General features: G+C 71.1%; 10 protein-coding genes. All 10 read right to left on the bottom strand.

The window, feature by feature from the left end; genetic code table 11:
- Positions 1-3: 3 nt before the first annotated feature.
- Positions 4-705, bottom strand: a complete 702-nt coding sequence (locus E2C05_RS08265) for an ABC transporter ATP-binding protein (protein WP_133219140.1) — start codon at positions 703-705, stop codon at positions 4-6.
- Positions 705-1,448, bottom strand: a complete 744-nt coding sequence (locus E2C05_RS08260) for an ABC transporter ATP-binding protein (RefSeq protein WP_133219139.1) — start codon at positions 1,446-1,448, stop codon at positions 705-707. The genes E2C05_RS08265 and E2C05_RS08260 overlap by 1 nt, the downstream gene beginning before the upstream one ends.
- Positions 1,435-3,282 carry an ABC transporter permease gene (locus E2C05_RS08255; protein WP_133219138.1) on the bottom strand — a complete coding sequence of 616 codons (1,848 nt, stop codon included), beginning with the start codon at positions 3,280-3,282 and terminating at the stop codon, positions 1,435-1,437. The genes E2C05_RS08260 and E2C05_RS08255 overlap by 14 nt, the downstream gene beginning before the upstream one ends.
- Positions 3,283-3,289: 7 nt before the next feature.
- Entirely contained in the window at positions 3,290-4,525 is a 1,236-nt protein-coding gene (locus E2C05_RS08250) for an ABC transporter substrate-binding protein (RefSeq protein ID WP_200305340.1), read from the bottom strand.
- A gap of 272 nt (positions 4,526-4,797) precedes the next feature.
- The gene (locus tag E2C05_RS08245; RefSeq protein WP_133219137.1) at positions 4,798-5,943 is read right to left on the bottom strand and encodes an acyl-CoA dehydrogenase family protein; all 1,146 of its coding nucleotides are present in this window, start codon (positions 5,941-5,943) and stop codon (positions 4,798-4,800) included.
- 7 nt (positions 5,944-5,950) lie between these two features.
- Positions 5,951-7,153, bottom strand: coding sequence for an acyl-CoA dehydrogenase family protein (locus E2C05_RS08240; protein WP_133219136.1), 1,203 nt, complete (start codon positions 7,151-7,153; stop codon positions 5,951-5,953).
- A gap of 22 nt (positions 7,154-7,175) precedes the next feature.
- Positions 7,176-8,840 (bottom strand): AMP-binding protein, encoded by a 1,665-nt coding sequence (locus E2C05_RS08235; RefSeq protein ID WP_133219135.1) that lies wholly within the window; start codon positions 8,838-8,840, stop codon positions 7,176-7,178.
- Positions 8,840-10,939 carry a 3-hydroxyacyl-CoA dehydrogenase NAD-binding domain-containing protein gene (locus E2C05_RS08230; protein ID WP_133219134.1) on the bottom strand — a complete coding sequence of 700 codons (2,100 nt, stop codon included), beginning with the start codon at positions 10,937-10,939 and terminating at the stop codon, positions 8,840-8,842. The genes E2C05_RS08235 and E2C05_RS08230 overlap by 1 nt, the downstream gene beginning before the upstream one ends.
- Before the next feature lie 75 nt (positions 10,940-11,014).
- On the bottom strand, positions 11,015-11,560 hold the full coding sequence (locus E2C05_RS08225) for a chromate transporter (protein ID WP_133219133.1): 546 nt from the start codon (positions 11,558-11,560) through the stop codon (positions 11,015-11,017).
- On the bottom strand, positions 11,553-12,107 hold the full coding sequence (locus tag E2C05_RS08220; protein ID WP_133219132.1) for a chromate transporter: 555 nt from the start codon (positions 12,105-12,107) through the stop codon (positions 11,553-11,555). Before E2C05_RS08220 ends, E2C05_RS08225 begins: the two co-directional genes overlap by 8 nt.
- Between the last annotated feature and the right edge of the window lie 274 nt (positions 12,108-12,381).

The raw sequence follows: 12,381 nt of genomic DNA, 5'->3' as shown, positions 1-12,381 counted from the left end.
GCCCTAGACGGAAAGATACTGCTCCCGCACCTCCGCTGCCGCCATCAGCGCCGCCATGGTGCCATCCCAGCGGATCCGCCCCTTCTCGATGATGGTCGCGCGGTCGCTGACGGCGCGGGCGAAATGCAGGTTCTGCTCCGACAGCAGGATGGAGAGGCCTTCCGCCTTCAGCGCGCGGATGGCGTCGGCCATGCGCTCCACCACCACGGGCGCCAGCCCCTCGCTCGGCTCGTCCAGCAGCAGCAGGCGCGGGTTGCCCATCAGCGTGCGGGCGATGGTCAGCATCTGCTGCTCGCCGCCGCTCATCCGCCCGCCCGGCCGGTCCTGCATGGCGCCGAGGCTGGGGAAGAGCGCAAACAGCCGCTCCGGCGTCCAGGGCCGCGCGCCCGCCGGGGCCGGCTTCCGCCCGACCTCCAAGTTCTCCAGCACGGTCAACTCGGAGAAGACCCGCCGCTCCTCCGGGACGTAGCCGAGGCCGAGGCGGGCGATCTCGAAGGGTTCCCGCCCCGCGATCTCCTGCCCCAGGAAGCGCAGGCTGCCGCCGCTCGGCGGCACCAGGCCCATGATCGCCTTCATCGTCGTGCTCTTGCCCGCGCCGTTGCGGCCGAGCAGCACCACCACCTCCCCGGCGCCGACCGAGAGCGCCACGCCGTCCAGGATATGCGCGCGGCCGTAATGCGCGGAGAGGCCCGTGACCTCCAGCATCAGTGCCCCGCCCCGAGATAGACCTCGCGCACGCGCGGGTCGGCGCGCACCGCCGCCGGCGCGCCCTGCGCGATCAGCGCGCCGCGGTCCAGCACCAGGATGCGGTCGGCATGGGCGAAGACGACATCCATGTCGTGCTCGGTGAACAGCACGGCGATGCCCCTCTCCCGCGCGATGCCGGCGGTCAGCGCCATCAGCGCCACGCGTTCCTGCGGCGCCATGCCGGCGGTGGGTTCGTCCATCAGCAGCAGCGCCGGATCGTTGGCCAGCGCGATGGCCAGTTCCACCCGCTTCAGGTCGCCATAGGCCAGGATGCCGCAGGGCCGCTCCGCCTGCTCCGCCATGCCGAGGCGCGCCAGCAGCGCCTCCGCCGGCGCGCAGTCCATCGCCCGCACCGGGGTCCACAGCCCGCCCAGGCGGCGCTGGTGCGACAGCAGCGCCATCTGCACATTCTCCAGCACCGTCATGGACCCGAAGGTGGCGGTGATCTGGAAGGTGCGCCCGACGCCGAGGCGCCAGACCCGGCGCGGCGCCAGGCCGGTGATGTCCTGCCCGCGCAGCCACACCCTGCCGGCATCCGGCCGCAATTGGCCGTTCAGCATGTTGAAGCAGGTGGACTTGCCGGCGCCGTTCGGGCCGATCAGGGCGAGCATCTCCCCCGGCGCCACCGCGAAGGAGACGCCGCGCACCGCCTGCACGCCGCCGAAGCTTTTTGCGAGCCCCTCGACCTCAAGCGTCGCCACGGCGCGCCTCCCAGGCCGAGCGGGCGGCGCCGGCCAGGCCCTGCGGGAAGAACAGCACCAGCGCGATGATCGAGAGGCCGAGCACGAGGCGCCAGTAGTCGGTGAGGCGGACAAGCTGTTCCTGCAACCCGGTATAGGCCAGCGCGCCGATGATCGGGCCGCTCAGCGTCTGCACGCCGCCCAGCAGCACCATGATCAGCGCATCGACGCTGCGCGGGATGCCCATGAAGGTCGGGAAGACGCTGCCCTTGGCATAGGCGAAGAGGCCGCCGGCGATCCCGGCCATCACCGCCGCCAGCGCGAAGGCCAGCCAGCGCGTGCGGAAGGCATCGATGCCGATCGCCTCCGAACGCAGCGCGCTGTCCCGCTGCGCCCGCAGCGCATAGCCGAAGGGCGCGTGGACGATGCGCCGCAGCAGCAGCGTGGCGGCGAGGCAGAGCGCGAGCGTCAGGTAGTAGAAGACCAGCTTGGAGGATGCCCAGGCGTCGGGCCAAACCCCCAGGATGCCGTTGTCGCCGCCGGTCACCTCCACCCATTGGAAGGCGATGGACCAGGCGATCTGCGCGAAGGCCAGGGTCAGCATGGCGGCATAGACGCCGGACAGCCGCACGCAGAACCAGCCGAAGAGCAGGCCGAACACGCCCACGGCGAAGGGCGCCAGCAGCAGCCCGACCTCCATCGGTGCCGCCAGCCATTTCGCCGCCAGCGCCGCGCCATAGGCGCCCAGGCCGAAATAGGCGGCATGGCCGAAGCTGGCCATGCCGCCCGGCCCCATGATCAGGTGCAGGCTCGCGGCGAACAGCACGAAGATGGCGATCTCCGTCAGGACCGACAGCGCGTAGTCGCCGAAGAAGGGCGGCAGCGCCACCGCCGCGGCCAGCGCCACGAACCCCAGCCAGCGCAAGGCCGGCGGCGCCGGGCGGATGACCGGCTCCGCCGTGTTGGCGCCGCCCACCGGCGGGCCGGGCGCGCGGCCCAGCAACCCGTGCGGCCGCACCACCAGCACCAGCGCCATCACCAGGAACACCAGCACCAGCGTGATCTTCGGCAGCACCAGGATGCCGAAGGCATGCAACTCCCCGATCAGCAGCGCCGCCAGCGCCGCGCCGGCCAGGCTGCCGAGGCCGCCGACCACCACCACCACGAAGGCCTCCGTGATGATGGCGAGGTCCATGTGCAGGTTCACGCTTTCCCGCGGCAATTGCAGCGCGCCGCCGAGGCCGGCGAGGCAGGCGCCGAGAAAGAACACGCTGGTGAACAACCAGCGCTGGTTGACGCCCAGCGCGCCGACCATCTCCCGGTCCTGCGTCGCGGCGCGCACCAGCGTGCCCCAGCGCGTGCGGTGGAACAGCAGCAGCAGCAGGCCCAGCACCACCGGCCCGACCGCGATGAGGAACAGCTCGTAGTCGGGGAAGCGCAGGCCGAGGATCTCCGTCCCGCCCCGCAGCCCGGGCGCGCGCGGCCCCAGCAGGTCCTGCGCCCCCCAGGTGAGCAAGGCGAGATCCTGCACCACCAGCACCACGCCGAAGGTCGCCAGCAACTGGAACAGCTCCGGCGCGCGATAGATGCGGCGGAGGATCAGCACCTCCACCAGCACGCCGATCATCCCGGTGAGCAGCGCCGCGGCCAGCACGCCGCCCCAGAACCCCAGATGCCCGCGCGGCAGCGTGGTGACGAAGGTCCAGGCCAGATAGGCGCCCAGCATGTAGAAGGAGCCATGCGCGAAATTGACGATGCGCGTGACGCCGAAGATGACGGTGAGCCCGCTGGCGACCAGGAAGAGCGAGGACGCGCTCGCCAGGCCGCTGAGGGCCTGGAGGACCAGGTTCTCCAAGGGCGGGTCAGGTCTGCGGCCGCAGCGCGCGCACCACGTCGTCCGGCGGCAGGTAGTTCTTCCCGTCCGCGTAGCGCCAGTCGGCCATCGTTCCCTTGCCGTTGCGCAGCACGGTGCGGCCGACATAGGCGCCCATGGTGGACTGGTGGTCGATGCCGCGGAACTCGACCGGCCCGAACACCGAGCCGAATTGCAGCCCCTGCATCGCATCCACCATCGCTTCCGTGTCCAGCGACGGGGATTTGCGCAGCATGGCGGCGATGGCGATGACCGTGTCGTAGCCGACGACGCTGCCGAGCCGCGGGTAGTCGTTCCAGCGGCGGCGATAGGCGTCGCGGAAGGCGGTGTGCTCCGGCGTGTTGATCTGCTCCCACGGGTAGCCCGTGACGATCCAGTTCTCCGGCGCCTCGTCCTGCAGCGGGTCCAGGTATTCCGGCTCACCGGTCAGCAGGGAGACGACGCGGCGGCGCTCGAACAGGCCGCGGGTCAGCCCCTGGCGGACGAAATTGGTCAGGTCGGCGCCGAAGGTGACGTTGAAGATCGCCTCCGGGTTCGCCGCCGCCAGGGCCTGGACGGTGGCGCCGGCATCGATGCGGCCGAGGGCGGGGAATTGCTCCGCCACGAAGGTCACGTCCGGCTTGGCGCGGGTGAGCAATTCCTTGAACCAGCGCACGGCGGACTGGCCGTATTCGTAGTTGGGCGCCACCGTGGCCCAGCGCCGGGCGGGCAGCTTCGCCGCCTCCTCCACCAGCATCGCCGACTGCATGTAGGTGCTGGCGCGTAGCCGGAAGGTGTAGCGGTTGCCGCGCGACCAGACCAGCGCATCGGTCAGCGGCTCCGACGCCACGTACAGCTTGCGGTTCTGGTTGGCATAGTCGGCGATGGCCAGCCCGACATTGGACAGGAAGCCGCCGGACAGCAGCGCCACCTTTTCGGCATTCGCCAATTCGCCGGCCAGGCGCACCGCATCCTCCGGCTTGCCGGCATCGTCGCGGTGGATGGTCTCGATCCGCCGGCCATTGATGCCGCCGGCGGCATTCACCTGCTCGGCCGCCAGGGTCCAGCCATTGCGGTAGGGCAGCAGGAAGGCGGGCTGGGCGGTGTAGCTGTTGATCTCGCCGATACGGATCGGCTCACCCTGCGCCTGGCCGATCCCTGGTGCAGCCAGCGCCGCGGCGGCGCCCGCCAGGGCCTGCCGCCGCCCGATCACCCAACCCGTCATGTCGCCCCCGGTCGCATCCATGCTGCGATGCACCCATGCAACCGCAGAGGCCGGGAGCGCGCAAGGCCCGAAACGGCCCGGAAGCATGCGGGCAAATCGAACCTGCGCGCGGACCAGCGAAGGAATGCCCCTGCAAGGGCCCGGCGCCTCGTGGGCCAACGCCCTATGCAGGGCATTCCTCCGCCAGAGCGGATCGCGGGAGGACGTGAACGCCCGGATGCGTGAATCCGCTCTGCAATCAATAGGCTACAGCGGCTTGCGCGTTCAGAAGAGCGCGCAAGCCGCTGTAGACCTCAGGCGGCCTGCACGAGCCCGCCATTGTTGGCCAGGAAGCGCACCCAGTGGTCGGCATCGCCGAACATGGCGTCGTTCACGGTCAGCCGCTTGAAGTAGTGGCCGCAGGCATACTCCATCGTCATGGCGATGCCGCCATGCAGCTGGATGCTCTGCTGCCCTACGAAGCGGGCGGACCGGCCGATCTGCGCCTTGACCGACGCCATGTTCTTCCGCCGCTCGACCGGGTCGCGCTCCTCCACGCCCATGGCGGCGTAGTAGGACATGCTGCGCGCCTGCTCGAGCTGGACGAGCATGTCGGCCGCCCGGTGCTGCAGCGCCTGGAAGCTGGCGATGGGGCGGTCGAACTGCTTGCGGGTCTTCATGTAGTCGATGGTCATGTCGTGGGCGACCTGCATGCAGCCCACCGCTTCGGCCGCCAGCGCCACGATGGTCTCGTCCACCACCTGGTCAACCAGCGGCAGCCCGTCCTCCGGGTTGCCCAGCACGGCCTCCGCCCGGGCATCGGTCAGCTCGACCTCGGCGGCGCGCTGGCCGTCCACGGTGCGGTAGCCGCGGCGCGTCACGCCGGGGCCGGCGGCATCCACCAGGAAGACGCCGATGCCCTTCGCGTCGCGCTGGCCGCCCGCGGTGCGGGCCGTGACCACCAGCTTGCCGGCGCTGTCGCCATGGATGACCATGCCCTTGCGGCCGTTCAGCACCCAGCCGGACCCGTCCTTCTTCGCCGTCGCCGCCACGTCGTGCAGGTCGTAGCGCGACTGCCGCTCGGTATGGGCGAAGGCGAGCATGAGGTCGCCGGCGGCGATCTGCGGCACCAGCTCGGCGCGCAGCTCCGCGCTGGCGCCGTGCCGCAGGAAGCCGCCGCCGATGACGACGGTGGGAATCCAGGGCTCGAGCGCGATCGCCTTGCCCAGTTGCTCGGCGACCAGCATGGTCTCCACATGGCCGCCGCCGAAGCCGCCCTCGTCCTCGGCGAAGGGCAGGCCCAGCAGGCCGAGCTCGGCATATTGCGCCCAGACCTCGCGGCTCCAGCCCTCGGCCGACTTCATGTAGGCCTTGCGCTGCTCGAAGCCGTATTTGTCGGCCAGCAGGCGGGCGACGCTATCCTGGAGGAGGCGCTGCTCCTCGGTCAGATCGAAGTCCATGTCGTCCTCAGAGGCCCAGGAAGGCCTTGGCCATGATGTTGCGCTGGATCTCGTTGGACCCGCCGTAGATGCTCTGCTTGCGCCAGTTGAAGTAGACGCCGGCGAGGCCGAAGGCCCAGTCGGGCGCGACATCGATGTCGTTGCTGCCCTCGGCCTCCGGGTCGCCATCCACCCAGGCATAGGGCCCGGCCGCCTTCATCAGCAGCTCGGAGCACATCTGCTGGATCTCGGTGCCCTTGATCTTGAGGACCGAGGTCGCCGGGTCCGGCTTCTTGTCCTTCCGCTTGGACTCGGTGGCGATGACGCGCATCACCGTCATCTCCAGCGCCTTCAGCTCAACCTCGATCTCCGTCACCTTGCGGGCGAAGTCGGGGTCCTCCATCAGCGGGCGTCCGCCATCCATGCTCTCGGTGCTGGCGATCGCCTTCAGGCGCCGGATGCGCTCGCGGCTGGCGCCGACCCGGGCCTGGCCGAAGCGTTCGTTGCCCAGCAGGAATTTGGCGCAGTCCCAACCGCGGTTCTCCTCGCCGACCAGGTTCTCCACCGGGACCTTCACGTCGTCGAAGAAGACCTCGTTCACCTCATGCCCGCCCTCGATGGTGATGATCGGGCGGACGGTGATCCCCGGCGTCTTCATGTCGCACAGGAGGAAGCTGATCCCTTCCTGCTTCTTGGCGGTCGGGTCGGTGCGGACCAGGAGGAAGATCCAGTCGGCATGCTGCGCCAGCGTGGTCCAGGTCTTCTGCCCGTTCACGACGTAATGGTCGCCCTGCTTCACGGCGCGGGTCTTGAGGCCGGCGAGGTCGGAGCCGGCGCCCGGCTCGGAGAAGCCCTGGCACCACCAGTCGTCCAGGTTCGCCATGCGCGGCAGGAAGCGCTTCTTCTGCTCCTCCGTGCCGAACTCCGCGATGACCGGGCCGCACATGTTGGTGTTGAAGGCCAGCGGCTGCGGCGCGGGCGCCATCTGCAGCTCCTCGCGGAAGATGTAGCGCATGGCCAGGGTCCAGTCCGGCCCGCCCCATTCGCGCGGCCATTCCGGCACCGCCCAGCCCTTCGCGTTCAGCTTGCGCTGCCAGTCCACCACCATCTGCTTGGTCGGCGACTTGCCGGCCAGCATGCGCTGGCGCGTCTCCTCCGGCAGTTCCCTGGCGATGAACTCGCGGACCTCCTGCCGGAAGGCGCGCTCGGCCTCGTTGAAGCGCAGTTCCATGGGTCTCTCCCTCGGATGTCTCTCAGTCGGCAGCGGCCTTGCGCCGCTCCTCCTCGATCAGGTCCAGCTTCGCCAGCTTGCCCACCGGCGTGCGCGGCAGCGCATCCCGGATCTCCAGCGCCGCCGGAAGCTCATGCTTCCCAAGTCGGTCGGCCAGGAAGACCCGCAAGCCCTCCAGCGTGAAGGGCGCCGCCCCCGGCCGCAGGATGACGAAAGCCTTGGCCGCCTGGCCGCGATACGCATCCGGGATGCCGATGACGGCGCATTCCACCACCGCCGGATGGGCGTGGATCGCATCCTCGATCAGCCGCGGATAGACGTTGAAGCCGCCGGAGATGATCATCTCCTTCTTCCGGTCGGTGAGCACGAAATATCCGTCCGGGTCCATCCGGCCGATATCGCCGGTCAGGAAGAAGCCGTCCCGGAAGGCGCGCGCCGTCTCCTCCGGCTGGTTCCAGTAGCCCTGGAAGACATTCGGGCCGTGGATCGCGATCTCGCCGGTCTCGCCCGGCGGCAGCAGGCGGGCCGGGTCGTCCAGCGCCACCACCCGCAACTCGATCCCCGGCAGCGGCACGCCGATGGTCCCGGCGCGCGGCCCGGCGCCGTCCCAGTTCGGCTGGCTGGTGCCGGCCGGCGCCGTCTCCGTCATGCCCCAGCCGGTGGTGATGCGCTTGCCGGTGATGCGCTCGAAGCGCTGCGCCACCTCCGTCGGCAGCGCCGCCCCGCCCGAGGCGACCCCCTGCAGGGAGGACAGGTCGGCCTCGTCGATCCGCGGGTGGTTGGCCAGCGCGATCCACATGGTCGGTACGCCGCACATGTCGGTGGCCCGGTCCACCTCGATCAGCCGCAGCACCGCATCGGCGTCGAAGCGCGCCTGCAGCAGGATCTCGTCGCCGCGCAGCAGGGACACCAGCAGGTCCACGGTGAAGGCGAAGATGTGGAACAGCGGCAGCACCACGATGACCCGGCGGTGCCGCCGCTCCGCCTCCGGCCCGCGGCCGCCATTCCATTGGCCGAACTGGGCGCTGGCCGCGGTCAGGTTGGCATGCGTCAGCATCGCGCCCTTGGGCAGCCCGGTGGTGCCGCCGGTGTATTGCAGCAGCATAACGGCGTCGGGCCGCACCGCCGGCAGGGAGGCCGGGTCGGGCGATCGCAGCCAGTCCTCCACCCGCAGCGCCTCGGCCGGCACCGACGGCGTGGCCGGCCCGGCGCCCCAATGCGCGTCGTCGCCGACCGCCAGCGCGTCCACCAGCCCCTGCGCCCGCAGGGCGCCGGCCAGCGCCAGCAGCCCGTCATGCGCCAGCGTCACCAGCAGCCGCGCGCCGCTGTCCCGCAGCTTGTGGACGATGGTGCGCGGCGCATCGATCGGCGAGAGCTGCGTCACCCGCAGCCCGGCCAGGGCCGCGCCGAAGACGATGCAGGGATGGAAGGCGGTGTTGCCCAGCAGCAGCGCCACGCCGTCCTTCGCCGCCGGCAGGGCCAGCAGCGCGCCGGCGACGCGGCGCGCCATGGCCAGCAGGTCGGGATAGGCAATGGCGGTGTCGCGGTAGCGGAGGGCGATGCGCGGCCCGAAGGTCGCCGCGCTCCGTTCCAGCAGCGCGCCCAGCGTCCCGGTCGCGAGCGGCCCGTCCCAGCGGAGGCCAGGCGGATAGGCGGACTCCCAGGCGAAGGGCCGCGCCGGCGCCATCAGATCTTGGCCGGCCCCTTCAGCGTGGCGAAGCTGCCGCCATCCTTCGCCAGCTGCTCGATCAGCGCCGCCGGCTGCAGGTTCCGGTCGCCCGTCGCCTCGGCGTAGTGCGCCAGCTTGTCGCGCACCGCCTTCAGGCCCAGCCGGTCGGCGAAGAACATCGGCCCGCCGCGGAAGGCCGGCCAGCCGAAGCCGTTGACGAAGATGACGTCGATGTCGATGGGCCGGTAGGCGATCCCCTCCTCCAGGATCCGGGCGCCCTCGTTCACCATGGGCAGCAGCACCCGCTCCAGGATCTCCTGGTCGTCGATCTTCCGCCGCCGCACCTGCATCTTCTCCGCGAGGTCGAGGATGAGCGCCTCCACCTCCTTCGACGGGATGCGCTTGCGGTTCTCGTCGTAGTCGTAATAGCCCTTCGACGTCTTCTGGCCGAGCCGCCCGGCCGCCACCACGGCATCGGCCACCGGCGCGACCGTGCCGCGCGCCTTGCGGACCGCGGCGCCGATGTCGAGGCCGGCGAGGTCGCCGGTCGCCAGCGGGCCCATGGCCATGCCATAGGCTTCCATCACCCGGTCGATGTCCTGCGGCAGGCAGCCTTCCAGCAGCAGCTTCTCGATCTGCGGGCCGCGCTTGCCGGTCATCCGGTTGCCGACGAAGCCGTCGCAATTGCCGACCAGGATGGGCAGCTTGCCGATACGCTTGCCGACCTCGGTCGCCGTGGCGATGGCGGTGGGGTTGGACTTCGACCCCTTCACATTCTCCAGCAGGCGCATGACGTTCGCCGGGCTGAAGAAATGCATGCCCACCACGAGCTCGGGCCGCTGCGTCGCGCTGGCGATCTCGTCGATCGACAGCGTCGAGGTGTTGGAGGCGAGCACGACGCCCGGCCGCGCCGCCTTGTCCAGCCGCGCGAAGACCTCCTTCTTCACCTGCATGTTCTCGAACACCGCCTCGATCACCAGGTCGGCCACGCCCACCGCCTTCTCGAACTCGGTGGTGCCGGACAGCAGGGCGCGGCGCTTCTCGTACTCCGCCTGGGACAGGCGGCCGCTGCTGACGGTGCGCTGCCAGTTCGCCTCGCAGCGCGCGAGGCCCTTCTCCAGCGCCTCCCGGCTCGTCTCCACGATCGTCACCGGCAGGCCATGGTTGGCCGCCGACATGGCGATGCCGCCGCCCATGGTGCCGCCGCCGATCACCACCAGCCGGTTCACCGTGGCCGGCTTCGCATCCGCCGGCAGGTCGGGGATGCGCTGCGCCTCGCGCTCGCCGAAGAAGATGTGGCGCAGCGCATGGCTCTGCTCGCCCTGCACCAGGCGGGTGAACTGCTCGCGCTCCACGTTCAGCCCGTCCTCGAAGGGCTGGGTGAAGGCGGCGCGCACCGCGGCGACGCAGCCCTGCGGGCTTTCCTGGCCGCGGCTGCGGGCGGTCAGCTTCTTCGCCGCCTCGTCGAATTTCGCCGCGTCATAGCCGGCGATCCGGTCGGTGCGGTTCTTCGCCAACACGAATTGCCGTCCGGCATTCTCCCGCGCCCAGGCGATCGCCGCATGCTCGAGGTCGGAGCCGGTCGCGTTGGGCAGCACGGCATCGACGAAGCCCAGCCTCTGCGCCTCCTCCGCCGTCACGGGATCGCCGGAGACGATGATGCGCAGCGCCTCCAGCCCGATCAGCCGCGGCAGGCGCTGGGTGCCGCCGGCACCCGGCACGAAGCCGCGCTTCACCTCCGGCAGGCCCACCTGCGCGCCGGGGGCGGCGACGCGGGCATGGCAGGCCAGCGCCAGTTCCAGCCCGCCGCCCAGCGCATTGCCATGGATGGCGGCGACGACCGGCACCTTCGACTGCTCGATGGCGTCGAAGACCTCCGGCAGGGAGGGCGGCTTCCGCGGCTTGCCGAACTCCGTCATCTCGGCGCCGGCGGAGTAGTTGCGGCCGCTGCCGATGATGACGATGGCCCGCGCGCCTTCCTTCGTCGCGGCCTTGATGCCGTCCAGCAGCCCGGCCCGCACCTCGGTCCGCAGCGTGTTCACCGGGGGGTTGGCGATGCGCAGCACATGCACGTCGCCATCGCGGGCGTGCTCGACGAATTGCGGCTCGCTGGCCATGCGGTCCCCTCCGGATAAGTTCTTGATTTCGGGTGTGGCGTCGGGGGCGCAGTCTTAGGCCGCCTGCCGCTTGCGTCAACCAGTCCCGCCGATCACGCCTGCCTGCTGCAGCCCGGCATAGAGCAGCGCCACCAGCAGCAGCACGAGATAGGGGCTGGCGCCGCGCAGCAGCGCCGCGGTGCAGGCGCCCAGCACCAGCAATTCCAGCCAACCGGCGCCATCCGCCCGCAGCAGCGTCAGCACGCCGGCGAAGATCAGCCCGACGGCGATCGGCGCCAGCCCGCGCTCGATCACCTTGCGCGCCGGACTGTCGCCCTTGCGACGCCACCAATGGCCGACCGCCAGCAGCAGGCAGGTGCTCGGCAGGTAGAGCGCCAGCGCCGCCGCCAGCGCCCCGGCGAAGCCCGCCGCCTGCCAGCCGACCAGCGCGGCGATCAGCGAGCCCGGCCCCGGCGCGGCGCGCGAGATGGCAAACAGGTCGACGAACTGCGCATCCGTCATCCAGCCATGCACCTCCACCGCCTGGCGCTGCATCTCGGCGAAGATGGACGGGCCGCCGCCGAGCGAGACCAGCGACAGGGGCGCGAAGACCAGCACCAGGGCCAGCAGCCGCTCAGGCATGGCGGCCGGCCCGCCAGGCCAGGGCGATGCTGGCCGGCACCAGCACCAGCACCACGGGGATCATCGGCAGGCGCAGCACGCCGATGGCCAGGAAGGTCAGCACCGCCACCGCCCAGGGCCACCAGCCCCGCATCCGCCGCGCCGTGCGCAGCCCGACGGTCAGCGAGTTCGCCAGCCCCGCCGCGGCGACGCCGGCCAGCACCACGCCCAGCCCCGCCGCGCCGCCCATCCAGCCATAGAGCAGCGCGAGGCCGAGGATGAACAGGAAGGGCGGGCCGAGGATGCCGAGGAAGGCGCAGGCGGCGCCCGGCCAGCCGCGCAGCTGCTGGCCGATATAGAGCGCGAGGTTGACGCTGTTCGGCCCCGGCAGCACCTGGCCCAGGGCGATGCCGGCGAGAAAGCTCTCCTCGCTCATCCAGCCGCGCTTCAGCACCACCTCCCGGTGCATCCAGCCGGGCAGGCCGCCACCGAAGCTCGCCATGCCCATGGCGGTGAAGACACGGAGGATGTCTGCCAGTCGCGCCTTCGGCCGGGGGGTGGTCGTCATGCCCGATGGTCCCGCGGCGCGCGGCGGCTGTCGAGGCCGCCCCGGCGGCGCCATCATCCCGCCGCGGGATCGTCGCGCCCGCGGCGCGTTATGGCGGCATGACCCGCGCCCCCCGGCTGCCCCTGCTGGCCCTGCTGCTGCTCCTCCCCGCCTGCGTCGTGGTGCAGGAACCCGCCTATGCCCCGGTGGCGCCGATCGGGCCGAATGCCGGCACCGGCGCGGCGGTGGGGGCGGTGGCGGGCGGGCTGCTGGGCGCCGCGGCGGCCGGGCGGCA

The organism is Paracraurococcus ruber (assembly GCF_004353985.1).
Classification (GTDB): Bacteria; Pseudomonadota; Alphaproteobacteria; order Acetobacterales; family Acetobacteraceae; genus Paracraurococcus; species Paracraurococcus ruber.
The sequence above is the reverse complement of the archived record's forward strand: the minus strand, read 5'-3'. Positions and strand labels throughout refer to the sequence as shown.

What these genes read in the sequence shown, in the direction of transcription:
- E2C05_RS08265 (WP_133219140.1), bottom strand. Translation starts at nt 705, where the DNA reads ATGCTGGAGGTCACGGGCCTCTCCGCGCATTACGGCCGCGCGCATATC.
- E2C05_RS08250 (WP_200305340.1), bottom strand. Translation starts at nt 4,525, where the DNA reads ATGGATGCGACCGGGGGCGACATGACGGGTTGGGTGATCGGGCGGCGG.
- E2C05_RS08245 (WP_133219137.1), bottom strand. Translation starts at nt 5,943, where the DNA reads ATGGACTTCGATCTGACCGAGGAGCAGCGCCTCCTCCAGGATAGCGTC.
- E2C05_RS08240 (WP_133219136.1), bottom strand. Translation starts at nt 7,153, where the DNA reads ATGGAACTGCGCTTCAACGAGGCCGAGCGCGCCTTCCGGCAGGAGGTC.
- E2C05_RS08235 (WP_133219135.1), bottom strand. Translation starts at nt 8,840, where the DNA reads ATGGCGCCGGCGCGGCCCTTCGCCTGGGAGTCCGCCTATCCGCCTGGC.
- E2C05_RS08230 (WP_133219134.1), bottom strand. Translation starts at nt 10,939, where the DNA reads ATGGCCAGCGAGCCGCAATTCGTCGAGCACGCCCGCGATGGCGACGTG.
- E2C05_RS08225 (WP_133219133.1), bottom strand. Translation starts at nt 11,560, where the DNA reads ATGCCTGAGCGGCTGCTGGCCCTGGTGCTGGTCTTCGCGCCCCTGTCG.
- E2C05_RS08220 (WP_133219132.1), bottom strand. Translation starts at nt 12,107, where the DNA reads ATGACGACCACCCCCCGGCCGAAGGCGCGACTGGCAGACATCCTCCGT.